The sequence below is a fragment of the Luteimonas campi genome (assembly GCF_051162505.1).
In the GTDB taxonomy this organism is placed as follows: domain Bacteria; phylum Pseudomonadota; class Gammaproteobacteria; order Xanthomonadales; family Xanthomonadaceae; genus Luteimonas.
Map to the genome: position 1 here is coordinate 887,704 of NZ_JBNWEM010000001.1, position 21,618 is coordinate 909,321.

Below are 21,618 nucleotides of genomic sequence, written 5' to 3' on the forward strand. Positions count from 1 at the left end.
GAAAGCGCCCCCGCCACGCGGCGTGCGGCGCCCACGGCCGGCGCGGCGCCAGGCCTGATCGCAGGCGCCCCTAACGGCCCGCCTGGGCGCCACCCTGGGTCGGCCGAGCAGGCCTGCGGCGCGCCCACACCGTCCTCGCGCACCGCGCAGGCCCTCTCGCACCCTGTTGCAGGACCGACCGGCCAGACTGTTCAGGCGATCGGCTGCTAGCGGCGGCTGGACGTGGCCCCGTCCACGCCCCCGCCGCGCCTGGCTTCCGGGCACGCGGGGTAAAATCGCGTCTTTCGCACGCTGGCAACGCCGTTGCCGGCGCGGTCGTGCTTTTCCGGATCCAGGTGCAATGCCCCCAAAGGACACTCTTTCCGCCCTCCTGCCGCGCGCCGGCCAGCCGCGCGCCTGGTGGCGCGTGCCGGCCAGCCGCAGCGCCCTGGCCTGGCATGCCGCGCGTGCGGCGCGCGCCCATGCCGCCCCGCTGCTGCTGATCGCGCGCGACAACCACGCCGCCCACCAGCTCGAGTCCGACCTCCACACCCTGCTCGGCGCGGATCCCGACCTGCCGGTGATCCCGTTCCCCGACTGGGAAACGCTGCCCTGGGACCGCTTCAGCCCGCACCCGGACATCATCTCCCAGCGCCTGTCCACGCTGCTGCGCCTGCCCTCGTTGCGGAAGCGGGCGATCGTGATCGTGCCGGTGCAGACCCTGCTGCAGCGCCTGCCGCCGTTGCGCTACGCGGTCGGCAGCGCGTTCGACGTGCGCGTGGGCCAGACCCTCGACCTGGACGCGGAGAAGCGCCGCCTCGACGGCGCCGGCTACCGCAACGTGCCGCAGGTGTTCGATCCGGGCGAGTTCGCCGTGCGTGGCGGGCTGCTGGACGTCTACCCGATGGGCGCGTCCGAGCCCTACCGCATCGAGCTGCTCGACGACAGCATCGAAACCATCCGCGCCTTCGACCCGGAGACCCAGCGTTCGCTGGACAAGGTCGACGCCGTGCGCATGCTGCCGGGCCGCGAAGTTCCCACCGACGCCGACGCACTGGGCGACGCGCTCGACGCGCTGCGCGACCGTTTCGACGTCGATGCGCGGCGCAGCGCGCTGATGCAGGACCTGCGCGCCGGCATCGCACCGGCCGGCATCGAGTACTACCTCCCGCTGTTCTTCGACGCCACCGCCACCCTGTTCGATTATCTGGCCCCCGGCTTCCTGCCGCTGGTCGACGAGGGAGCGCTGGAAGCGGCCGACCATTTCTGGAAGCAGGCCGGCGAGCGTTACGAGCAACTGCGCCACGACATCGAGCGCCCGATCCTGCCGCCGCAGGAACTGTGGATGTCGCCCGAGGCGCTGCGCGAGCAGCTCAACGCCGGCCACCGCATCGAACTGTGCCCGGACTCGCACGCGCGCCATGCGCAGGCGATGGCACCCGGCGACCAGCCCGCGCCGTCGCTCCCGCTGGCCCTGCGCCACAGCGAACCGGGCGCCGCGCTCAAGGCCTTCCTGGCCAGCTACCCCGGCCGCGTGCTGGTGGCCGCCGACTCGGCCGGCCGGCGCGAAGCCCTGCTCGAGATGCTCGACGCGGCCGGCCTCAAGCCTGCCGTTCTGACGGGATTCGCGGACTTCCTGAAGGGCGGCTCCAATGCCGGCGGCCGCGGCCCCGAAGGCCGCTTTGCGATCGCGGTCGCGCCGCTCGAGGACGGCTTCGCACTCGATGCGGACGCGGCGGCGGGCGACGGCGCGATCGCCGTCCTCACCGAACGCCAGCTGTTCCCCGAGCGCGCCGCGCAGCCGCGCCGCCGCAAGCGCGCCGGCCGCGAGCCCGAGGCGATCATCCGCGACCTCGGCGAACTCAGCGAGGGCGCGCCGATCGTGCACGAGGACCACGGCGTCGGCCGCTACCGCGGCCTGGTGACCCTGGAGGCCGGCGGCCAGCCCGGCGAATACCTCGACATCGAATACGCCAAGGGCGACCGCCTGTACGTGCCGGTGGCGCAGCTGCACCTGGTCAGCCGCTACTCCGGCGCCTCGCCCGAGACCGCGCCGCTGCACAACCTCGGCGGCGAGCAGTGGACGAAGGCCAAGCGCAAGGCGCAGGAGAAGGTGCGCGACGTCGCCGCCGAACTGCTCGAGATCCAGGCCAAGCGCCAGGCCCGCGCCGGCCTCGCGCTGCAGGTCGACCGCGCCATGTACGAGCCTTTCGCCGCGGCCTTCCCGTTCGAGGAGACGCCCGACCAGCACGCCGCGATCGAAGCGGTGATCCGGGACCTCGGCTCCAGCCAGCCGATGGACCGCGTGGTCTGCGGCGATGTCGGCTTCGGCAAGACCGAAGTCGCGGTGCGCGCGGCCTTCGTCGCCGCGGCCGCGGGCAAGCAGGTGGCGGTACTGGTGCCGACCACCCTGCTGGCCGAGCAGCACTACCGCAACTTCCGTGACCGCTTCGCCGACTGGCCGCTCAAGGTCGAGGTGCTGTCGCGCTTCAAGAGCACCAAGGAGATCAAGGCCGAGATCGACAAGCTGGCCGAGGGCACGATCGACGTGATCGTCGGCACCCATCGCCTGCTGCAGAAGGACGTGCGCTTCAAGGACCTCGGCCTGGTGATCGTCGACGAGGAGCAGCGCTTCGGCGTGCGCCAGAAGGAGGCGCTCAAGGCGCTGCGCGCCAACGTGCACCTGCTTACCCTCACCGCCACCCCGATCCCGCGCACGCTCAACATGGCCATGGCCGGGCTGCGCGACCTGTCGATCATCGCCACCCCGCCGGCGCACCGCCTGGCGGTGCAGACCTTCGTCCACGCCTGGGACGACGCCATGCTGCGCGAGGCCTTCCAGCGCGAGCTGGCGCGCGGCGGACAGGTCTATTTCCTGCACAACGACGTGGAGAGCATCGGCCGCATGCAGCGCCAGCTGCAGGAACTGGTTCCGGACGCGCGCATCGGCATCGCCCATGGCCAGATGCCCGAGCGCGAGCTGGAGCGGGTGATGCTCGATTTCCACAAGCAGCGCTTCAACGTGCTGCTGTGCTCGACCATCATCGAGTCCGGCATCGACATCCCCAACGCCAACACCATCATCATCAACCGCGCCGACAAGTTCGGCCTGGCCCAGCTGCACCAGCTGCGCGGCCGCGTCGGCCGCTCGCACCACCGCGCCTACGCCTACCTGGTGGTGCCCGACCAGCGCTCGATCACCAGCGATGCGCAGAAGCGGCTCGAGGCCATCGCCTCGATGGACGAGTTGGGCGCTGGCTTCACCTTGGCCACGCACGACCTGGAGATCCGCGGCGCCGGCGAACTGCTGGGCGAGGACCAGAGCGGGCAGATGGCGGAGGTCGGCTTCAGCCTGTACACCGAGCTGCTGGAGCGCGCGGTACGCAGCATCCGCCAGGGCAAGCTGCCCGACGTGGACGAGCCGGCCTACCGCGGCGCCGAGGTCGAATTGCACGTGCCGGCGCTGATCCCCGAGGATTACCTGCCCGACGTGCACACGCGCCTGACCCTGTACAAGCGCATCAGTTCGGCGCGCGATACCGAGGAACTGCGGGAGCTGCAGGTGGAGATGATCGACCGCTTCGGCCTGCTGCCGGATCCGGCCAGGCACCTGTTCGCGATCGCCGAACTCAAGCAGCAGGCCACCCGCCTGGGCGTGCGCAAGCTCGACCTCGGCGAAGCCGGTGGCCGCCTGCAGTTCACCGACCAGCCCGCGGTCGACCCGATGGGCGTGATCCGCCTGATCCAGGGCCAGCCGAAGCACTACCGGATGGACGGGCCGGACAAGTTGCGCATCACCCTGGAACTGCCGGATTTCGACACGCGGTCGAAGGCCGCACGCGGGCTGCTGCTCGCGCTGGCGCCTTCGGGCGCGGCCGCCGGAGGCCGCCAGTGAACCGCATGCGTTCCGCCATCGCGGCAGGTCGCGACAGCGCCCGTCGCACCCTGGGCAGCCGCTGGCTGTCGCTGCCCCTGATCGCGCTGGTGCTGGCCGGCTGCGCGGGCATGCCGCCGGCTCCCCGCCCGGCCGATGAGCTGCGCTTGGTGATCGTGCGGCATGCGGAAAAGGCATCGGCGGACGATCCCGATCCGGAGCTGAGCGCGGCCGGCCGGCAGCGGGCCGAAGCGCTGGCGCAGCGCCTGGCCGGCGAGCAGGTGCTGGCGATCTACAGCACCGACCTGCGCCGCACCCGGCAGACCGTGGCGCCGACGGCGGCGATGCATGGCCTCGCCCCGCGGCTCTACGACCCGCGCGAACCGGCCAGCGCATTCGCCGCTCGTCTACTCGACGCTCACCGTGGAGGCACGGTGCTGGTCGCAGGGCACAGCAATACGGTTCCGCCGATCGTCGCGGCCCTGTGTTCCTGCGAGGCCGACGCGATGTCGGAGGCCGAGTACGACCGGATCAGCACCGTGCGCATCGGTGCCGATGGCAGCGCGCGGCTGGATACCGACCGCTACTGAGCGCCTGGCCGGGCGGATGGGGCCGCTTCCGCGCCGGCCTGGGGTCCGCGCCGCACGAACAGCGACGCCGGTCGCTTTTGGTGCATTGCATCATCGCGACGGTCATGGCATGGTCGGACGGTCCCCCTTGCATGGACCGCCCGACATGATGCGCTGGATTCCGTTTGCCGCCCTGCTGTTGCCGCTGCAGGCCGTCGCCCAGTCGGGCCCCTGCCCGGAGCTGCCGCCCGCCAGCGGGCTGGCCTGGGAAGTGTCCGAAGGCGCGGGGTTCCTGTATTGCCGCGCCATGCGCGAGGCCGACGGCAGCCAGGCGTTTTCGGTGATGCTGCGCGACGAATCGCCCATGCGCGAACGCATGTCGCTGCGCGAAGAGCGCGGAGAGATCGATGGCCACGAAGTGCGCTGGTATCGCGGCGAGGTGGCGGCCAGCAACACGATCGTGCGCGAAACCGCGGTCGAGCTCGACGACGACCTGTTCGCCCACATCGTGCTGCGGGCGGAGAACGATGAACAGCTGGCCGAAAGCCGGCGCATCGCCGAAGCGCTGCGCTTCGGCGACACCCGGCTCGGCAGCCACTAGTTCCTGACGGCAGTACGTCGCCGCTCGGGTCCGCGCCCGCGCGCGCCACCGACGGCGCAGGTCAATCGCCGCCGACGGCGATGTCCCGGAAGCGCAGGGCCTGGGCCAGTTGCAGGTTGTGCGCCAGGCGCTCTTCGCTGTCGGCGCGCACGACGATGTGCGCATTGCTGCGCCGGCCCAGTTCCACCAGCGTCTCGCGCACCTGCACTTCCCGGCGGGTTGCGATATCCCCGCGATACCAGCGCACCTTGTGCCCGTCGATCACCGCATCGTTCTCGCGCAGCGCGCGATCGGCGCGGAACAGCGGGTCAGGCCCGAGCATCACCGAGAACGCCTGGCTGCCATCGGCCTGGCTGATGGCCTTGCAGAACACGAAGTCGGGGCCATGCGCCACTTCCCAGGCCAGGGCCGCACCTGCGGGCAGTTCGGGGCAGTTCTCTTCGGCCGCCTGCGCGGTCGCATGGCTCGACCAGAGCAGGCCGGCCAGCAGCAGGGACGTCGTTCTCATCGGGAATGGACTCCATGAAGCGAAGGGACACGAGGTCACAGTCGTGCATGGGGGAAGTGCCGCACCGCAACCGTACCGTGGGAGGTAACAGCCTGCTGGGGGAATGGAAATCCGTTTCCGGAACCCACTATACCCACGCCGTCCGGCGACGCCTGCTGCATTGCCGCATGAGCTGCCTTGCGGCAGGCGGCACGCCCACCGCCAGGACACGAAGAAGCCGGGCATGCCCGGCTTCTGTCGTTGCAGCGGTCCGATCGCTCAGAAGCGCCCTTCCTGGTAGTCGACGAAGGCCTGCATGATCTCCTGCCGGGTGTTCATCACGAACGGACCATGGCGCACGACCGGCTCACGCAGCGGCCGCCCACCGACCAGGATCAGCCGCGCGCCCTGCTCCCCCGCGCTCAGGCCCAGCACATCGCCACCGCCCAGCACCGCCATCTCCTGCGCGGCGAGCGCGCGCGCATCCTCTTCGTGGCCCAGCAGCACCTCTCCTTCGAAGGCGTAGGCGAAGACGTTGTGTCCGGCCGGCAGGGCATACAGCCACCCAGCGCCCGCCTCGAGCGCAATGTCGAGGTAGAGCGGTTCGGTGGCGGGCTGCGAGATCGGTCCATGCACGCCATCCACCTCGCCGGCGATCAGCTTGACCGACACGCCCGGCGCGGGCGCCACCACCGGCAGTTCGGCCGGCGGGAATTCCTGGTAGCGAGGCGCAGCCATCTTCTCCCTGGCAGGCAGGTTCACCCAGAGCTGGAAGCCGCGCATGCGGCCCTCCTCCTGCTCGGGCATCTCCGAATGCACCAGGCCACGGCCTGCGGTCATCCACTGCACGCTGCCGGGCACCAGCAGGCCCTCGTTGCCGTGATTGTCCTTGTGGCGCATGCGGCCGTCGAGCATGTAGGTGACCGTCTCGAACCCGCGGTGCGGATGGCTGGGGAAACCGGCCAGATAGTCCTCGGGCCGGTCGGTGCCGAACTCGTCGAGCAGCAGGAACGGATCGAGGTCGGGCAGCTCGGCGCCGCCGATGACGCGGGTCAGCTTCACGCCCGCCCCGTCGGACGCGGGCGTGCCGCGGACCTTGCGGGCGATGCGGGCATAACGGATGGGGTCGATGCTGCTCATGGGCTGCGCCCTCTCGTGGACTGGCGCCACTATGCGCCGGTTCAGGTCGTCTATTGCTTACGCAAATAGAACCATGACGCCCAATAATGGATCATTGTCCCATCCACGCCGTCATCGCGGGCGCGCGCGCAGCCGCCAGGTTCGATGGATCCGCGGGTTGCGCGCGAAGTCGGGCGGAATGGTCGCCGCGCTGATCTCCTCGATCTCGGCGAAGCCCGACACCGCGTCGGTGTCGAGGCGGAAGCGCCGGAAGTTGTTGGAGAAGTACAAGACACCGCCGTACGACAGCCGCGCCACCGCCAGCTGCAGCAGTTCCACGTGCGAACGCTGCACGTCGAAATCTTCGGCGCGCGCGGAGTTGGAGAAGGTGGGCGGGTCGCAGAACACCAGGTCGTACTCGCTGCGGTCGGCACGCAGCCAGGCCATGGCATCGGCCTGGGCGATACGGTGGCGGGTGCCGCCAATGGCGTTCTCACGCAGGTTGTCGGCCAGCCACTCGAGATAGGTGGCCGACAGATCGACGCTGGTGGTCTGCGCCGCGCCACCTACCGCCGCCTGCACGGTCGCCGCCCCGGTGTAGCAGAACAGGTTGAGGAAGCGCTTGTCCCGGGCCTCGGCGGCCAGGTCCAGGCGCAGCGGGCGGTGGTCGAGGAACAGGCCGGTATCGAGGTAGTCGAACAGGTTCACCCGCAGGCGCGCCTCGCCCTCGCGCACGGTCAGGAACTCGCCCCGATGGGCGAAGTGCCCGTACTTGCTGCCGCCCTTGCCTCTGGCGCGCGTCTTGACCGCGATGCGCTCGCGCGGCACTTCGAGCGCGTCCGCGGCACCGGCCAGCAGCTCGCCGAAGCGCTTGTGCGTCACCGCCTCGGGAATCTCGGCCGGCGCGGCGTACTCCTGCACGTGCAGCCAGCGCGTGCCGCTGCCCAGTTCGGTGTAGACGTCGATCGCGGCGGCATACTCGGGAATGTCGGCATCGTAGGCGCGGAAACAGTCCACGCGCTCGCGCGCACGCCAGGACTTCGAAGCTTTGAGCGTCTTGCGCAGGCGGTTGGCGACCATGCGCGCGCCTTCCCCCAGCTCGCGCGGCTCGGCCTGCGCGCGTGCCGGCGGCCGCACCGGGTCGCAGACGATCAGGGTGCATTCGAGCGCGCCGTTGAACAGCTGGTAGCTCTTCTTCGCGCGCAGGCCGCTGGCGAAGGCCAGTTCGCGGTCGCCGCACAGCAGGCTGGCGCGCCAGTCCGGCACGGCCTGCGACAGGGCATTGCCCAGGCTGCGGTACAGCCCGGGATCGGCCGCCAGGCGCGCGTCGTAGGGGGGGTTGCAGACCACCAGGCCGCGCCCGCTCGACTGCGCCGGCAGCGTCGCGATATCGCCGACCTCGAAGCCGATCGCATCGCGCAGGCCCGCCGCGGTGGCGTTCTCGCGCGCGTTGCGGATCGCCTGCGGATCGAGATCGCGCCCCTCGAACACCGGACGCAGCGCCGCGCGACCAGCACGTTCGCGGGTGCTGGCCTCGGCCACCAGTTCGCTCCACGCGGCCATGTCGAAACCGCGCCAGCGGCTCGGCGCGCGCTCGCCATGGCGCAACAGTCCAGGGGCCACGTCGGCCGCCATCAGCGCACCCTCGATCAGCAGGGTGCCGCTGCCGCACATCGGGTCGAGCAGGCCGCCGCCCTGGGCATACAGCGCGGGCCAGCCGCCGCGCAGCAGCACGGCCGCGGCCAGGTTTTCCTTCAGCGGCGCATCGCCCTGCGCCTGGCGCCAGCCGCGCCGGTGCATCGGCCCGCCGGACAGGTCCACCGACACGATCGCGCGGCCCTTGCGCACCACCAGGCTCAGGCGCAGGTCCGGCGACTCCACGTCCACGTCCGGACGGGCGCCGGTGGTCTCGCGCAGCGTATCGACCACCGCGTCCTTGAGCCGCTGCGCCGCATAGCGCGCATGGGTGATCGCGCTGCCGGAGACGTGCGCGTCCACCGCCAGGGTCATGCCGGCGTCCAGCTGCGCGGTCCAGTCCAGCGCGCGGGCGCCGGCATACAGCGCGTGCTCGTCGGCGCAGTCGTAGTCGGCCAGCGGCCACAGCACGCGGCTGGCCAGGCGCGAGAACAGCACGGTCCGCTGCGCATCGCGCAGCGTGCCTTCCACATTGGCGCCGGCCACGGCGGCCGTGGCCTGTGCGCAACCGAGCGCGAGCAGCTCGTCCACGAGCAGGTACTCGAGGCCTTTGGCGCACGAAACGAAGAATTTCAAGGGGTTTTCCTGCCGGACCGGCGTGGGCGCCGTCGAGGCGACATTCTGCCGCAAGGGCCGTGTCGCCACATCCGGCGCGGCGCGATCACCACGGTGCAAGCCGCCACGGCGCGGCGCCGGTGTCGATCCGGTGCTCCAGCCCGGCGTTCTCGAGCAGGTTCCGATCGTGCGAGACCAGCACCAGGCCGCCGCGATACTGCTGCAGCATCCGCTCCAGCGTCTCCAGCGCATCGAGGTCCAGGTGGTTGCCCGGCTCATCGAGCAGGAGCAGGTCCGGCGGCGTCCGTGCGTAGACCACGCAGGCCAGCGCGGCCTTCACCCGTTCGCCGCCGCTCAGCCGCCCGCAGGGCGCGCGGGCCAGGTCCGCATCCAGCCCCAGCAGGGCAAGGCGACCGCGCGCCTCCGCCTCGGGCAGCGAGGGGTTGGCGGCCTGCAGGTTCTGCAGTGGTGAACGCGCGGCGTCCAGTCCGTCGAGCCGCTGGTCGAACAGCGCCACCCGCCCGTTCGCGACGATGCGGCCGGACACGGCCCTCTGGCGTCCGGCCAGCGCCCGCAGCAGGCTCGACTTGCCGCTGCCGTTCGGGCCGACCACACCGACCCGGTGGCGTGCGGTCAGCACCAGGTCCAGGCCCACCCGCGTGGCCGCGACGTGCGCCAGCACCGCCTGCTCGCAGCGCACGACCACGCGTGCGTCCGCTCCCGCCGCGTCGACGCGCAGCGCCAGCACGGGCGCCGCCTCCAGCGCCGCCGACGCCTCGCGCATCCTCGCCAGCGACTGCGCCTGCTGCTGCGAGTGCTGCGCCTCGAGCCGCCCGCTGCTGGCCTCGCTGCGCGACTTCGCCAGGCCCAGCAGGATCGGGGCCTGGTTGGCCTGCCTGGCCGCCCGGCCGGCGCGCGCCTGCCGGCGCTGCGCGCGCTCGCGCTGCTCGCGCTGCCGCGCCTGCAGTCGCCGGTGCTCGAGCCGGGCCTGATCGAGGGAAGCGGCGGCCGCAACCTGCTCGGCGGCGCGCTGGCGCAGGTAGAATGCGTGGTTGCCGCCATAGCTGCGCAGCCCCGCGGACGAGAGTTCCACGATGCGCTGCATGCCATCGAGCAGGTCGCGGTCATGGCTGACCAGCAGCAGGCCCCGGCGCCACCCGCGCAGGCGCGCGTCGAGCGCGGCGCGCTGACCGAGGTCGAGGTGGTTGCCCGGTTCGTCGAGTACCAGCAGGTCGGCGTCCGACAGCCACGCGCCCGCCAGCGCCGCGCGCATGGCCTCGCCGCCACTGAGCGTGGCCGCCGGACGCGATGGATCCAGGCCGCCCAGCCCTGCCTGCGCCAGCGCCTCGCCGACCTGCTCACGCAGGGTCCAGCGGTCGCCCAGCAGCTCGAAGTCGCGTGCATCGACGCTGCCGCCCTCGATGCGCGCCAGCGCCGCCAGCGCCGACCCGCAGCCCATCAGGCCGGCCACGCTCTGCCCGGGCGCGACCTGCACCTGCTGCGGCAGGTAGTACACGCGCGCATCGCCCTCGCGCCGTCCGCTGGCGGGCGCCAGCTCTCCGGCGACGATGCGGGCCAGCACGCTCTTGCCCACGCCGTTGCGCCCCACCAGGCCGGTGGACACGTCATCGAGTACGAGATCTAGGGACTGGAACAGGGACCTGCCGTCGGGCAGGACGAACGACACCGCGTTCAATGCAAGCCGGGGACCGGCCATGCGCACCTCCACATCGAATGCCTGGGGCCCGCGTCCTGGGACGGCGGGAGCCTGGCCGTCTGGCGACGGCGGCACTCAGTGGCGCATGGGCGTGGAACTCCTGGCGGGTCTGGCGTACAGACTAGCGCAGGAAACGGACCTGCGGGCCGCGCGGGGACGCCTTCCCGCGCCGCCGGTCAGACGCGGGACAGCAGCGCGTGGAAGGCGTCCGCCGTGGCCTGCACGCTGCCGGCGAGGCGGTGCGCATCGTCGACCAGCAGCAGGGTGGCATTGCGCGCGCCGGCCCAGCGCACGACTTCGTCGGCAGCGATCAGCTCGTCGTGCCAGCCGTGGACGATGCTGGTCGGCACGTCGGCGCCCTGCAGCGGCGGCGCCTCGCCCATCCGCACCGGCGGGGCCATCAGGAACAGCGCGCGCACCGGCACGCGCAGCGAGACCTGGCCGGAGATCCACGCGCCGAGGCTCGATCCCGCCAACACCAGCGGGCCGCGCGCGGCAGCGGCGGCCGCGCGCTGCGCCAGGCGCTCCACGCGCGCCAGCACGTCGCCGACCCGGCTGACCTCCAGCCGCGCGTCGAGATCGGTGTAGTCGGGCCGCTCGTGGCTCCAGCCCAGGCGCTCGGCCACCTCGGCCAGTGCGGTCACCTTGGTCGCGTCGGGACCGCTCTCGAAGCCATGCGAGAGGATGCAGTGTCCGCGCAGGCTCATGCCTCGACCCACTCCACCCGGTCGCCGAGGCGCAGGCTGCCGCCTTCGAGGATGCGCGCGCACAGTCCGCCCATGCCGCGCAGCGCGTTGTACCCGCCGGGTCCCAGCGCGGCCTCCATGCGCGAACAGGGATCGCAACTGTCGGTGCCTTCGAGCAGCACCTCGCCGATGCGGAAGCGGTTGCCCTTGAGCGCCGCCAGTGCGATGCCGGACACCACCAGATTCCGGCGCAGCGTGGCCGCCGGAATCGAAGCGTGCCCGGCCAGCGCCGCGATCGCCGGCAGATGCTCGGCCTGGATCAGGGTGACGCCACGCTTGCCGCTGCCGCCACGATAGCGGTCGCCGACCAGGCCCGCACCCGCCACCGCCTCGGCCGCTTCCACCGCGTGCATGGCCACGTCGCGGGCGGGCCGCAGCCCGATCCAGTCGACCGCGCCAGCGCGCGGAAACTGCGTCATCAGGCGGTGCAACTCGGTTCCGGGCGGCGGCAGTTTCATCGCGCAATGCTAGCATCGGCCGATGCCTCTCTCGCCCGCCGGCCCCGGCATCGAACGCCAGCATCTGCCCTATGTCGAGCGCCTGGAGGCACGGGCCGTGGCGGTCGTCGAACTGGTGGTGATCCACTGCACCGAACTGCCCGACCTGGCCACCGCGCGCGAGTACGGCGAGCGCGCGCTCTACGACAGCGGCACCGGCAACAGCGGCCACTGGTACATCGACCGCGGCGGACGCATCGTCGAGTACGTGCCGCCCACCCGCATCGCCCATCACGTACGCGGGCGCAACGCCGAGTCGGTGGGCATCGAACTGGTCAACCGCGGTCGCTGGCCACGCTGGCTCGACGCTGGTCACCAGGCCATGGACGAACCCTATCCCGACGCGCAGATCGAAGCGCTGCTGGCGCTGCTCGCGCAGCTGCGCGCCACGCTGCCGGCCCTGGCCCGCATTGCCGGGCACGAAGATCTGGACACCGCGCGCGTTCCGGCCAGCGACGATCCTTCCGTGCTGGTCCCGCGCAAGCGCGATCCGGGGCCGCTGTTTCCCTGGCCGCGGGTCCTGGAGTCCTGCGGGCTGCGCCGCATCCCGTAGGCCACGGCGCCACGGTGGCGGCCCGTATAATCGACCGCATGAACTCCTCCGTGTCCGAACTGATCGAACTGCTTTCGCTCGAACGCCTGGAGGACGACCTGTTCCGCGGCCAGAGCCGCGACATCGGCACCAAGTACGTGTTCGGCGGCCAGGTGCTGGGCCAGGCGCTGTCCGCGGCGCAGGCGACCATGCCCGAGCCCCGGCCGGCGCATTCGCTGCACGCCTATTTCCTGCGCGCAGGCAACGTCGAGCACCCGATCGTCTACCACGTCGACCGCACCCGCGACGGCGGCAGTTTCTCGGTGCGCCGGGTCACCGCGATCCAGCACGGCAAGGTGATCTTCTTCTGCGCGGCCTCGTTCCAGGAAGCCGAGGACGGCGCCGAACACCAGCCGCCGATGCCGCAGGTGCCGGCGCCGGAGGACATCCGCCCGCCCGATCCGCCGCCGCCCGAAGTGCTGGCCACGCTGCCGAGCAAGGTGCGGCGCTGGCTCGACCGCGCCGGCCCGTTCGAGTTCCGCCAGGTGCATCCGCGCAACGACCTGGAGCCGGCGCGGCAACCGCCGTTCAACCATGTCTGGTTCCGGCTGTCGGAGCGGGTCGGCGACGGCGCCGAGCTGCATCGCGCCCTGCTCGCCTACGCCTCGGATTTCCACCTGCTCGGCACCGCGACCTTCCCGCACGGCATCAGCTACTACCAGCCCAACGTGCAGATGGCCTCGCTCGACCACGCGCTGTGGTTCCATCGCCCCTTCCGCGCCGACGACTGGCTGCTGTACGCGATCGACAGCCCCAGCGCGCAGGGCGCGCGCGGACTGGCGCGCGGGCAGATCTTCTCGCGCGACGGGCGCCTGGTCGCCAGCACCGCGCAGGAAGGCATGATCCGCGTGGTGGCCCAGGCGGCCTCCGATCCCGCCGCGACCGGGAGCAGCCGGTGAGCACCTGGACAGCGCAGCCGCGCATCTGCAGCCGGGGCGCCTGCTGACATGCGCCAGGTCTTCAGCAGCGCGCGTATCGAGAACGTGCAGGCGGTGGCGAAGCTGCTCGCCGACGAGGGCATCGAGGTGCGCATCGAGGACGGCCAGCGCTACCGGCGTTCGATCCGCGGCGGCTTCAGCTACCGCGAAAGCGGCGACCTCGCCTCGCGCGCCGCGGTGTGGGTGGTGCGCTCGGACGACCAGCCGCGCGCGCGTCAGTTGCTGCACGCGGCTGGACTGCTGGAAGCCACGCCTGCCAATCCCTCGAGCTTCCTGCCGGCCACCGGCCACGCTGCACGCGCGGCCGCACCGAAGCGACGCACGCGGCTGGGCCTCGGCCTGATCATCGTGTCCGCGGTCGCGCTGGCGCTGTGGCTCAACCAGTTCCGCAACCCGGGCTGGGACCTGCCCGCGCCGCGCGCGCCGGCCAACGCGGCGGCCGACGTGGCACTTGACCCCTCGCTGCAGGCAATCAGCACCGCCGACACCGTCCATCGCATCCCCACCCCGCCCGCGCTTGCGGTCGCCTTGGGCGTGGCCGCCCGGGCGCAGGCGCCGGACGCGGTGCTGTGCCTGTCGCTGGACGGGCAGGATCCAGACGACGCCGTGCTCGCCATCGCGCGCGCGGCCGGCCTGGATCCGTTCCCGGCTTCGACCTGCCCCGCCGACCGCCCCACGCAGCGCGTCGCGGTGTCCGACTACCGCACCGACGGCTCGGGGGTGGGGACGGTGGAACTGGTCACCTCCCGCGACGATGCGACGCCGACCAGCCGCAGGCTGGACGTGCGCCGCGATGGCGACGACTGGCTGATCGCCGATCCACGCTGACGGTCACATCGGTTGCCGCCCGGCCGTCCCCTCCTGACGCCATTCGACGAAACCGCATGTCCAACGACGCCATCGACCTGCTGATCAAGCGCGAACTGCCTGCCGCCGTTCGCGGCGACCGCGACGCCTACGGCCGTATCATCGTGGCCAGCCAGAACGCGGTCACGGCCGTCGCCCTGGCCATCACCCGCGACGTGCACACCAGCGAGGACATCGCCCAGGAGGCCTTCCTCTCGGCCTGGCACCACCTGCCGCGGCTGAAGAACCCGTCCAGCTTCCTGCCTTGGCTGCGCCAGATCACCCGCAACCTCGCTCACGACCATCTGCGCGGCCGCCGCAACCGCATGCTCGACGGCGAAGCGGCCGACCTGGCCATCCAGCATGCCGCCGATCCCGACGGCTGCCCGATGCAGCAGGCGCTCGACGCCGAACGCGATGCGGTGGCCGCCGACCTGATCTCTGAACTGCCTGCGGAGAGTCGCGAGGCCCTGCTGCTCTACTATCGCGAAGGACAGAGTTCGAAGCAGGTGGCGATGCTGCTCGGCCTGTCCGACGCGGCCGTGCGCAAGCGCCTGTCGCGGGCCCGCCAGAGCGTGCGCGAGGACCTGCTCACGCGCTTCGCCGAGTTCGCCCGCAGCAGCGCGCCCTCGGCGGCGTTCGCGGTCGGCGTCACCGCCACCCTCGGGCTCAGCAAGCCGGCTGCCGCCGCAGGGCTGGGCATCGCCACCAAGTCGATCGCCGGCAGCCTGTTCGCCCGGTTCGCCCTGGGTTTCGCCGGTGCCGCCGCGGGCGGCCTGCTCGGCGGCCTGGTGGCGGCCTGGTTCGCGCGCGGCATCATCCTCGACTATGCCGACGACGAGGCCGAGCGCGCACGGCTGCTGCGGTTCTCGCGCCGCTACATCGCGCTGTCGCTGGTGATGATCGCGGCGATCGTCGCGACCCATTTCGCCTTCCGCGAGGTGGGCCACACCTTCATCGCCATCTCCATCGCCCTGCTCGCCATGAACTGGCAGCTGCTGGTCATTCTGCCCAGGCTGATGACACCGCTGCTGGCGCGCGACGCGCGACGCGATCCGGTCGGCGCGCGCCAGCGCGTGCTCGCCTACCGGCTCACCTGGGGCCGGACCGGCGTGCTGATGAGCAACGTCATCGTGATCGGCTCGCTGGTGATCGCCCAGCTGCATTTCTCGCCGATCGGCTGAGCGCGGCCGACCGCCGGGCCGCGTGCCGGGCTTATGTAGACAGGCCCGCGTCTTTCGACGCGGGCCTGTGGTCCCAGCGCGATGGCGCCGTCAGCCGCGCTTGGGCTGCAGCTCGTCGCGGCTCAGGAAACCGTCGCGGTTGTCGTCCATCCAGGCGAAGCGCTTGGCCAGTCGCGGCATCTTCTCCTCGACTTCGACGCGGCTGAGCCTGCCGTCGCCATTGAGGTCGGCGGCGACGAAACGCTCGTCGAAGCGCTTGCGCATCTGCGCTTCGCGCTGCGGGCGCTGGCGCTCGTGCCAGGCGCGGATCTCGCCGCGGACCAGGTAACCGTCGCGGTTGCCGTCGATCGCGTCGAAGTGTTCGGCCAGCCTGCCGGCGCGGCGGCCGCGGCCGGCGCCGGCAGCGTCCACTTCGGCGCGACTCAGGCGACCGTCGCCATCGCCATCCAGATGCGCGGGGTCATGGTGGCCGCGGTGCGGCCCACCCTTGCCGCCGCGCCGCCCATGCCGGTGCTGCGGTCGCTCGCTGGCGTCCAGGCGGCCGTCGCCGTTGCGGTCGAGCCGGTCGAAGCGCTCGGCCAGGCGCGGAAATGCGGCCGCTTCGGCGCGGTCGATGACACCGTCGCCATTGCGGTCGAGCGTTGCCTTGGCGCCGCGCTGCGCGGCATCCGCAGGCTGGGCGGCGGCCGTGCCGCCAGCCATCGCGACCAGCGCCAGCGCGGTGAACAGGGTCCTGTGCTTCATGTGCGGGTTCCTCGGGATGCGGCGCCAGTGCCGCCGTGCATCCATCAACGCACCCGCCGGCCAGGCCGTTGACCGTGATCCCGCACGGTTCAGCCGCCGGATAGGCCCGATTCGCGGCAGTTGCGACGCGGCCGCAGTATGCTGCCGGCGCCATGGGCGAGAACGACAACCTCCGGCTGTTCCACACCGGCGAGCACGCCTGCGGCTACTGGCCGGAGCGGGTCGCGCGCGACTTGGTGTTCGATCCGCACGACGACCGGCTGGCCGCGTTCTATCCGCAGGCGCTGCAGTGGGGATTCCGCCGCTCCGGCGACATCGTCTACCGGCCCCATTGCGTGGGTTGCCGGGCCTGCGTGGCGGTGCGGATCCCGCTGGAGGATTTCCGGCCCGATCGCAGCCAGCGCCGCTGCCTGGCGCGCAATGCCGCCATCGAAGCCCGCATCCTGCCGGCGCAGCGCAGCGACGAGCGCCTGGAGCTCTATCAACGCTACCTCGCCGCGCGTCATCCCGGCGGTGGCATGGACGGGCATGGCGCCCACGAGTTCGACCAGTTCCTGGTCGGCAGCTGGGCCAACACGCGCTTCATGGAACTGCGCGAACACGGCCGCCTGCTGGCGGTGGCGGTGACCGACATCGATGCCCAGGCGATGTCGGCCGTCTACACCTTCTATGATCCGGCGCTGGCCGCGCGCGGCCTGGGCACGCTGGCGATCCTGCGCCAGATCGACTGGGCGCGGCGCGAACGCCGCCGCCACCTCTACCTCGGCTACTGGATCGCGGGACACGAGAAGATGGACTACAAACGCAGGTTCCACCCGCTGGAAGGCTTCGACGGGCGCCAGTGGCGTCCGTTCGACGCGATCGCGCCGGCATGAGTCGACGCAAGCTCCTCGCCCTGTGCGCATTGGCCCTGTCCGCGCTGGCGCTCGCCGCCTGCGTGCGGGTCAACGTGCATGGCACTCCGCCGCAATCCGGTTCCAAGATGCCCGATCCCGCCCCGCTCCGCGTCGCCAGCTACAACGTCTCGCTGTATGACGAGGATGCGGGCGGGCTGATCCGGCGCCTGGAACTCGGCAACGCCCAGGCGGGCCGCATCGCGGCCGTGCTGCAGAAGGTGCGGCCGGACATCGTGCTGCTCAACGAGTTCGACTACGACGCCGAAGGCCGCGCCGCCGACCTGTTCCAACGCGAGTACCTGGAACGGCCGCAGGCCGGCGGAGGCGAGCCGCTGCGCTACCCCTACCGCTACCTGGCGCCGGTCAACACCGGCGTGCCCAGCGGCCTGGACCTGGACGGCAACGGCCAGGTCGGCGGCACCGGTCGCGAGCGCGGCAACGACGCCTGGGGCTACGGCCTGCACCCGGGGCAGTACGGGATGCTGGTGCTGTCGCGGCATCCGATCGATGTCGCCCGCGTGCGCAGCTTCCAGCGCCTGCAATGGAGTGCGATGCCCGGCGCGCGTCGCCCGGTGGATCCGGCAACCGGTGCCCCGTTCCATCCCGACGCGGTGTGGGAACAGCTGCGCCTGTCGTCCAAGTCGCACTGGGACGTGCCGGTCGACACGCCACTCGGCGAAATCCACCTCCTGGCCTCGCACCCCACGCCGCCCGCGTTCGATGGTCCGGAAAAGCGCAACGTGGCGCGCAACCACGACGAGATCCGGCTCTGGCACGAATACATCACGCCCGCGCCGGGACAGGACGCGTGGCTGTGCGACGACGCCGGCCGCTGCGGCGGGCTGGATGCAGGAGCGCGCTTCGTGATCCTGGGCGACCTCAACAGCGACCCGGTCGACGGCAATGGCGATCCCGCGGCGATCCGTTCGCTGATCGGGCACCCGCGCCTGTTGCGTCATGAGCCGCCGGCCAGCGAAGGCGCGGCGCTGGCCGCCGCCAGCGCGCCGGGCAACGAGGGACATCGCGGCGTGCACGCGCACGACACGGGACGCTTCGGTCCGCGCGTGGGCAACCTGCGACTGGACTATGCCCTGCCCTCCACCGGCTTCCGGCTGAGCGGGTCGGGCGTGTTCTGGCCGCCGCCCGGACATCCGGACGAAGCCATCGCCACCGCCAGCGACCATCACCTGGTCTGGGTGGATCTGCTGGAATGAACCCGCGCGCCGGGGGCCTGCCCTGGCATCCTGCGCCTCGCCCCGTGCCGCCAGCGCTCGCGCGAGGCCGGGATCACCCGCGCTGCCGGATCACGCGGCAGGCACGCCCGCCTCGTCGCCCGTCTTGGCGCCGGCCGGCGAAGCAGACCCGACGCCTGCCGTCTGCGCATGCGGCCGGAACCCGAAGCTTCCAGCCTGCTGGCTGGACACCACCATCCGCACCATGCCGGACGGCACCAGCAGGTCGAGCGTGACCTCCTGCCCCTCCTGGGTCAGGGCCGACATCGTCATCTCGACGAAGGCACCGGCCGTGTCGATTTCGCGGCAGACCACATGCGGGCCGGCTTGGCCGTCCTGCAGATAGGGCTTGATCGCATCGCCCAGTGCTTCCAGCGCCTGCGGATAGAAGAAAACGGCATAGCCGCTGCTGCCTTTCATGCCTGCTCCTGTGTTCGAACCTGGACGCCGCGGCGCTACTCCAGAACGATGGTAATGGCCGCGGTCGCATCGCGCGCGACCGCACGCGCGGCCTCGATCGAATCCGCGCGCGCGAGCGTGACGCCCACGCGTCGCTGCCCGTCCACCCGCGGCTTGCCGAACAGTCGCAGCGCGGTGTCGGGCGCGCGCAGGGCGGCATCGAGGTTGCCGAATGCCGGCACGCCCACGCCTTCGGCGAGCATGGCGCTCGAGGCCGATGGCCCGCGTTGCGGGACGAAGCTGCCATCGTCTGCGCCCACCGGCAGGCCGAGGATCGCCCGCGCATGCAGCGCGAACTGGCTCAGGTCCTGCGAGACCAGGGTGACCAGTCCGGTATCGTGCGGCCGCGGCGACACTTCACTGAACCAGACCTCGTCGCCCTTCACGAACAGTTCCACCCCGAACACGCCCCAGCCGCCGAGATCGTCGGTGATGGCGCGCGCCACCTGCATCGAACGCTCCAGCGCGCGCGGCGACATCGGCTGCGGCTGCCAGCTCTCGCGATAGTCGCCATCGCGCTGCAGGTGCCCGACCGGAGCGCAGAACGAGGTGCCGCCCGCGTGACGCACCGTAAGCAGGGTGATCTCGTAATCGAAATCGACGAAGCCCTCGACGATGCAGCGCCCTGCGCCGGTGCGGCCCCCGGTCTGCGCGTACTCCCAGGCCGGCCCGATGTCGTCCGCCTCGCGCAGCGTGCTCTGGCCCTTGCCCGAGGACGACATCACCGGCTTGACCACGCAGGGCAGCCCGATGGCGGCGACCGCCTCGCGGTATTCGGCCTCGGTATCGACGAAGCGGTAGGGCGAGGTCGGCAGCCCCAGGGTCTCGGCCGCCAGCCGACGGATCCCTTCGCGGTCCATCGTCAGGCGCGCCGCGCGCGCGGTCGGCACCACGCGCTGGCCGCGGTCGCGCTCCAGCGCCACCAGGGTGGGTGTGTGGATGGCCTCGATCTCGGGGACCACCAGATGCGGTCGCTCGCGCTCGATCAGCGCGGTGAGCGCGGCCGGATCGAGCATGTCCAGCACGTGGCTGCGATGGGCGACCTGCATCGCGGGTGCGTCCGGATAGCGGTCGGCGGCGATCACCTCCACGCCCAGGCGCTGCAGCTCGATCGCCACCTCCTTGCCCAGCTCCCCCGATCCAAGCAGCAGTACGCGGGTCGCCGAGGGCGACAGGGGGGTTCCGAGGCGGGGCATGACGGGTCCGGGACGAAGAAAGGGAGGTCATTCTATCCATGGGCCATGCCACCCTCTTGCCATCTGATATCAATTTGATATCTTCAAGCTGTCCCAATCGGGGACCTGGAGACAGGCCATGAGAGAGAACCCGATCCGCTCCCTGCCCGGCATTCCCATGCTTCTGGCGCTGCTGGCCGCCGTGCTGGCGGCCGGGTGGTACTTCCTCGCCGCGCAGGCGCCGCTGCAGCAGCTGATGGCGGCGGCCGTCGCCCTGGCCGCGCTGGGCGGACTGGTGGGCCTGTACATGGTCGAACCCAACCAGGCCGCGGTGCTGAGCCTGTTCGGCAAGTACGTGGGCACGGTGAAGGAGGCAGGCCTGCGCTGGAACAACCCGTTCTTCAGCAAGAAGAAGGTCTCGCTGCGCGTGCGCAACTTCGAAAGCGGCAAGCTCAAGGTCAACGAACTGGACGGATCGCCGATCGAGATCGCCGCGGTGATCGTCTGGCGCGTGGTCGACTCGGCCGAGGCGGTGTTCAACGTGGACGACTACGAAAGCTTCGTCCACATCCAGTCCGAGGCGGCGCTGCGGGCGATGGCGACCAGCTATCCCTACGACCAGCACGAGGACGGCCAGATCTCGCTGCGCAGCCATCCGGTGGAGATTTCCGACCGGCTCAAGGAGCAGCTCGACGAACGCCTCGCTTCGGCCGGCGTCGACGTGCTCGAGGCGCGCATCAGCCATCTGGCGTATGCGCCGGAGATCGCCCAGGCGATGCTGCAGCGGCAGCAGGCCAACGCGGTGATCGCCGCGCGCACGCGCATCGTCGCCGGAGCGGTCGGCATGGTGGAGATGGCGCTGGCGGAGCTGGAGAAGAGCGGCACGGTGAAGCTCGACGAGGAGCGGCGCGCGGCCATGGTCAGCAACCTGCTGGTGGTCCTGTGCGGCGATCGCAGTACCCAGCCCATCGTCAACACCGGCTCGCTGTACTGAGCGTCATGCACGCCCTGGCGCCACTGCTGATCGCCCTCACCGCGCTTCCCGCGCTGGGAATCGCCGCCTGGCAGGCGCGCGCGGCCGCGGTCGATCCCAAGGCGCGCGGGCTGGCGCTGCGCTGGGCCGGGATCGCGCTGGCCATGTTCGCCGGCGCGATCGGCCTGTACTTCGCAGGGGCCGACCGCGGCATCGCGACCACGGTGGCGGTACTGATGGTGATCGTGGTGAACGCGCTGCTGGTCTCGATGCTGCTGCACCTGCGCGGACGGGGACGGCGCTGATGGCCGAGCGCAAGGCCTATCCCCTGCGGATCAGCGCCGACGTGCTGGCGGCCGCGCAGAAATGGGCCGACGACGAGTTGCGCAGCCTCAACGCGCAGATCGAATACGTGCTGCGCGATGCGCTGCGCAAGGCGGGACGGCTGCCGCAGACGCCGTCGCAACCGGACGAGGAGGAGGCGCCATGAGCCAGCGCTGGGAACACCAGGTCGTCGAAGTGAGGGCCACCCTGTTCAACCGCAAGCTGACGGAAAATCTCCAGGGCGCACTCGACCGGCACGCGCGCCAGGGCTGGGAGCTGGTCGCGGTCAGCCACACCAATGTTGCGGACTCGGTGCGCCTCTACCTGAAGCGACCGGTGTGACATGACGTGCGCGCTCACCGCGCTGCGCCGCCGGACCGGCGACGGCACTCGCTCATGCCGCGGATCGCCATCAT

The 21,618-nt window shown here is 71.4% G+C and carries 22 protein-coding genes; 13 read left to right on the forward strand and 9 right to left on the reverse strand.

Annotation, left to right across the window (positions count from 1 at the left end; translation table 11 throughout):
• Positions 1-340 precede the first annotated feature (340 nt).
• The 3 genes from mfd to ACQYVW_RS03985 all read left to right on the forward strand — a co-directional run bounded on the left by mfd (position 341) and on the right by ACQYVW_RS03985 (position 5,023).
• The gene (gene mfd / locus ACQYVW_RS03975) at positions 341-3,874 is read left to right on the forward strand and encodes a transcription-repair coupling factor (RefSeq protein ID WP_434946111.1); all 3,534 of its coding nucleotides are present in this window, start codon (positions 341-343) and stop codon (positions 3,872-3,874) included.
• A 5-nt stretch (positions 3,875-3,879) separates the two neighbouring features.
• Complete coding sequence (locus tag ACQYVW_RS03980) at positions 3,880-4,443, forward strand: phosphoglycerate mutase family protein (RefSeq protein WP_434936215.1); 564 nt, start codon at positions 3,880-3,882, stop codon at positions 4,441-4,443.
• Between the two features lie 145 nt (positions 4,444-4,588).
• Positions 4,589-5,023 carry a hypothetical protein gene (locus ACQYVW_RS03985; RefSeq protein WP_434946112.1) on the forward strand — a complete coding sequence of 145 codons (435 nt, stop codon included), beginning with the start codon at positions 4,589-4,591 and terminating at the stop codon, positions 5,021-5,023.
• Positions 5,024-5,084: 61 nt separating this feature from the next.
• On the opposite strand, the gene ACQYVW_RS03990 is transcribed toward ACQYVW_RS03985, so the two are convergent.
• From ACQYVW_RS03990 to ACQYVW_RS04015, 6 genes are all read right to left on the reverse strand, one after another.
• Complete coding sequence (locus ACQYVW_RS03990; RefSeq protein WP_434936219.1) at positions 5,085-5,531, reverse strand: hypothetical protein; 447 nt, start codon at positions 5,529-5,531, stop codon at positions 5,085-5,087.
• Positions 5,532-5,789: 258 nt separating this feature from the next.
• A complete protein-coding gene (locus tag ACQYVW_RS03995) occupies positions 5,790-6,650 on the reverse strand; it encodes a pirin family protein (RefSeq protein ID WP_434936221.1) in 861 nt (286 codons plus the stop codon).
• Positions 6,651-6,761: 111 nt separating this feature from the next.
• Positions 6,762-8,900 carry a bifunctional 23S rRNA (guanine(2069)-N(7))-methyltransferase RlmK/23S rRNA (guanine(2445)-N(2))-methyltransferase RlmL gene (gene rlmKL, locus ACQYVW_RS04000; protein WP_434946113.1) on the reverse strand — a complete coding sequence of 713 codons (2,139 nt, stop codon included), beginning with the start codon at positions 8,898-8,900 and terminating at the stop codon, positions 6,762-6,764.
• 85 nt (positions 8,901-8,985) lie between these two features.
• Positions 8,986-10,596, reverse strand: a complete 1,611-nt coding sequence (locus ACQYVW_RS04005) for an ATP-binding cassette domain-containing protein (RefSeq protein WP_434946114.1) — start codon at positions 10,594-10,596, stop codon at positions 8,986-8,988.
• A 176-nt stretch (positions 10,597-10,772) separates the two neighbouring features.
• Positions 10,773-11,303, reverse strand: coding sequence for a hypothetical protein (locus tag ACQYVW_RS04010; protein ID WP_434934313.1), 531 nt, complete (start codon positions 11,301-11,303; stop codon positions 10,773-10,775).
• Positions 11,300-11,761, reverse strand: a complete 462-nt coding sequence (locus ACQYVW_RS04015) for an MOSC domain-containing protein (protein ID WP_434934342.1) — start codon at positions 11,759-11,761, stop codon at positions 11,300-11,302. The genes ACQYVW_RS04010 and ACQYVW_RS04015 overlap by 4 nt, the downstream gene beginning before the upstream one ends.
• Before the next feature lie 61 nt (positions 11,762-11,822).
• On the opposite strand from ACQYVW_RS04015, the gene ACQYVW_RS04020 reads away from it, so the two are divergent.
• From ACQYVW_RS04020 to ACQYVW_RS04035, 4 genes are read left to right on the forward strand one after another with little or no spacing between them, the layout of a single operon-like run.
• Positions 11,823-12,392, forward strand: a complete 570-nt coding sequence (locus ACQYVW_RS04020; protein WP_434934314.1) for an N-acetylmuramoyl-L-alanine amidase — start codon at positions 11,823-11,825, stop codon at positions 12,390-12,392.
• 38 nt (positions 12,393-12,430) lie between these two features.
• The gene (tesB, locus tag ACQYVW_RS04025) at positions 12,431-13,330 is read left to right on the forward strand and encodes an acyl-CoA thioesterase II (protein ID WP_434934315.1); all 900 of its coding nucleotides are present in this window, start codon (positions 12,431-12,433) and stop codon (positions 13,328-13,330) included.
• Positions 13,331-13,378: 48 nt separating this feature from the next.
• The gene (locus ACQYVW_RS04030) at positions 13,379-14,197 is read left to right on the forward strand and encodes a putative signal transducing protein (RefSeq protein WP_434934316.1); all 819 of its coding nucleotides are present in this window, start codon (positions 13,379-13,381) and stop codon (positions 14,195-14,197) included.
• A 56-nt stretch (positions 14,198-14,253) separates the two neighbouring features.
• Complete coding sequence (locus ACQYVW_RS04035; protein WP_434934318.1) at positions 14,254-15,399, forward strand: RNA polymerase sigma factor; 1,146 nt, start codon at positions 14,254-14,256, stop codon at positions 15,397-15,399.
• 90 nt (positions 15,400-15,489) lie between these two features.
• Here the strand turns inward: ACQYVW_RS04035 and ACQYVW_RS04040 are convergent, their stop codons facing one another.
• Positions 15,490-16,143: an EF-hand domain-containing protein gene (locus ACQYVW_RS04040; RefSeq protein WP_434946115.1), complete on the reverse strand. Its 654-nt coding sequence runs from the start codon at positions 16,141-16,143 to the stop codon at positions 15,490-15,492.
• Between the two features lie 152 nt (positions 16,144-16,295).
• On the opposite strand from ACQYVW_RS04040, the gene ACQYVW_RS04045 reads away from it, so the two are divergent.
• Entirely contained in the window at positions 16,296-17,018 is a 723-nt protein-coding gene (locus ACQYVW_RS04045; RefSeq protein ID WP_434934320.1) for an arginyltransferase, read from the forward strand.
• A complete protein-coding gene (locus ACQYVW_RS04050; protein WP_434946116.1) occupies positions 17,015-18,253 on the forward strand; it encodes an endonuclease/exonuclease/phosphatase family protein in 1,239 nt (412 codons plus the stop codon). The genes ACQYVW_RS04045 and ACQYVW_RS04050 overlap by 4 nt, the downstream gene beginning before the upstream one ends.
• Positions 18,254-18,343: 90 nt before the next feature.
• Here ACQYVW_RS04050 and ACQYVW_RS04055 read toward each other — a convergent pair whose 3' ends face one another.
• Both ACQYVW_RS04055 and purT read right to left on the reverse strand, forming a co-directional pair.
• Complete coding sequence (locus ACQYVW_RS04055) at positions 18,344-18,691, reverse strand: hypothetical protein (protein ID WP_434946117.1); 348 nt, start codon at positions 18,689-18,691, stop codon at positions 18,344-18,346.
• Positions 18,692-18,726: 35 nt separating this feature from the next.
• A complete protein-coding gene (gene purT / locus ACQYVW_RS04060; RefSeq protein ID WP_434946118.1) occupies positions 18,727-19,926 on the reverse strand; it encodes a formate-dependent phosphoribosylglycinamide formyltransferase in 1,200 nt (399 codons plus the stop codon).
• 118 nt (positions 19,927-20,044) lie between these two features.
• On the opposite strand from purT, the gene ACQYVW_RS04065 reads away from it, so the two are divergent.
• The 4 genes from ACQYVW_RS04065 to ACQYVW_RS04080 are packed head-to-tail and all read left to right on the forward strand — an operon-like array spanning position 20,045 to position 21,544.
• The gene (locus ACQYVW_RS04065; protein WP_434934324.1) at positions 20,045-20,899 is read left to right on the forward strand and encodes an SPFH domain-containing protein; all 855 of its coding nucleotides are present in this window, start codon (positions 20,045-20,047) and stop codon (positions 20,897-20,899) included.
• Positions 20,900-20,904: 5 nt separating this feature from the next.
• The gene (locus ACQYVW_RS04070) at positions 20,905-21,183 is read left to right on the forward strand and encodes a hypothetical protein (RefSeq protein WP_434934325.1); all 279 of its coding nucleotides are present in this window, start codon (positions 20,905-20,907) and stop codon (positions 21,181-21,183) included.
• A complete protein-coding gene (locus ACQYVW_RS04075; RefSeq protein WP_434934326.1) occupies positions 21,183-21,368 on the forward strand; it encodes a type II toxin-antitoxin system antitoxin in 186 nt (61 codons plus the stop codon). The genes ACQYVW_RS04070 and ACQYVW_RS04075 overlap by 1 nt, the downstream gene beginning before the upstream one ends.
• Positions 21,365-21,544 (forward strand): DUF4177 domain-containing protein, encoded by a 180-nt coding sequence (locus ACQYVW_RS04080; RefSeq protein ID WP_434934327.1) that lies wholly within the window; start codon positions 21,365-21,367, stop codon positions 21,542-21,544. Before ACQYVW_RS04075 ends, ACQYVW_RS04080 begins: the two co-directional genes overlap by 4 nt.
• Positions 21,545-21,618 lie beyond the last annotated feature (74 nt).

Coding starts and splice junctions, on each gene's coding strand:
- ACQYVW_RS04005 (WP_434946114.1), bottom strand. CDS start 10,596: ATGGCCGGTCCCCGGCTTGCATTGAACGCGGTGTCGTTCGTCCTGCCC.
- purT (WP_434946118.1), bottom strand. CDS start 19,926: ATGCCCCGCCTCGGAACCCCCCTGTCGCCCTCGGCGACCCGCGTACTG.
- ACQYVW_RS04055 (WP_434946117.1), bottom strand. CDS start 18,691: ATGAAAGGCAGCAGCGGCTATGCCGTTTTCTTCTATCCGCAGGCGCTG.
- ACQYVW_RS04080 (WP_434934327.1), top strand. CDS start 21,365: ATGAGCCAGCGCTGGGAACACCAGGTCGTCGAAGTGAGGGCCACCCTG.
- ACQYVW_RS03980 (WP_434936215.1), top strand. CDS start 3,880: ATGCGTTCCGCCATCGCGGCAGGTCGCGACAGCGCCCGTCGCACCCTG.
- ACQYVW_RS04015 (WP_434934342.1), bottom strand. CDS start 11,761: ATGACGCAGTTTCCGCGCGCTGGCGCGGTCGACTGGATCGGGCTGCGG.
- mfd (WP_434946111.1), top strand. CDS start 341: ATGCCCCCAAAGGACACTCTTTCCGCCCTCCTGCCGCGCGCCGGCCAG.
- ACQYVW_RS04010 (WP_434934313.1), bottom strand. CDS start 11,303: ATGAGCCTGCGCGGACACTGCATCCTCTCGCATGGCTTCGAGAGCGGT.
- ACQYVW_RS04030 (WP_434934316.1), top strand. CDS start 13,379: ATGCGCCAGGTCTTCAGCAGCGCGCGTATCGAGAACGTGCAGGCGGTG.
- ACQYVW_RS04035 (WP_434934318.1), top strand. CDS start 14,254: ATGTCCAACGACGCCATCGACCTGCTGATCAAGCGCGAACTGCCTGCC.
- ACQYVW_RS04065 (WP_434934324.1), top strand. CDS start 20,045: ATGAGAGAGAACCCGATCCGCTCCCTGCCCGGCATTCCCATGCTTCTG.
- ACQYVW_RS04020 (WP_434934314.1), top strand. CDS start 11,823: ATGCCTCTCTCGCCCGCCGGCCCCGGCATCGAACGCCAGCATCTGCCC.
- ACQYVW_RS03990 (WP_434936219.1), bottom strand. CDS start 5,531: ATGAGAACGACGTCCCTGCTGCTGGCCGGCCTGCTCTGGTCGAGCCAT.
- ACQYVW_RS04075 (WP_434934326.1), top strand. CDS start 21,183: ATGGCCGAGCGCAAGGCCTATCCCCTGCGGATCAGCGCCGACGTGCTG.
- ACQYVW_RS03995 (WP_434936221.1), bottom strand. CDS start 6,650: ATGAGCAGCATCGACCCCATCCGTTATGCCCGCATCGCCCGCAAGGTC.
- ACQYVW_RS04070 (WP_434934325.1), top strand. CDS start 20,905: ATGCACGCCCTGGCGCCACTGCTGATCGCCCTCACCGCGCTTCCCGCG.
- ACQYVW_RS04050 (WP_434946116.1), top strand. CDS start 17,015: ATGAGTCGACGCAAGCTCCTCGCCCTGTGCGCATTGGCCCTGTCCGCG.
- ACQYVW_RS04040 (WP_434946115.1), bottom strand. CDS start 16,143: ATGAAGCACAGGACCCTGTTCACCGCGCTGGCGCTGGTCGCGATGGCT.
- tesB (WP_434934315.1), top strand. CDS start 12,431: ATGAACTCCTCCGTGTCCGAACTGATCGAACTGCTTTCGCTCGAACGC.
- ACQYVW_RS04045 (WP_434934320.1), top strand. CDS start 16,296: ATGGGCGAGAACGACAACCTCCGGCTGTTCCACACCGGCGAGCACGCC.
- ACQYVW_RS03985 (WP_434946112.1), top strand. CDS start 4,589: ATGATGCGCTGGATTCCGTTTGCCGCCCTGCTGTTGCCGCTGCAGGCC.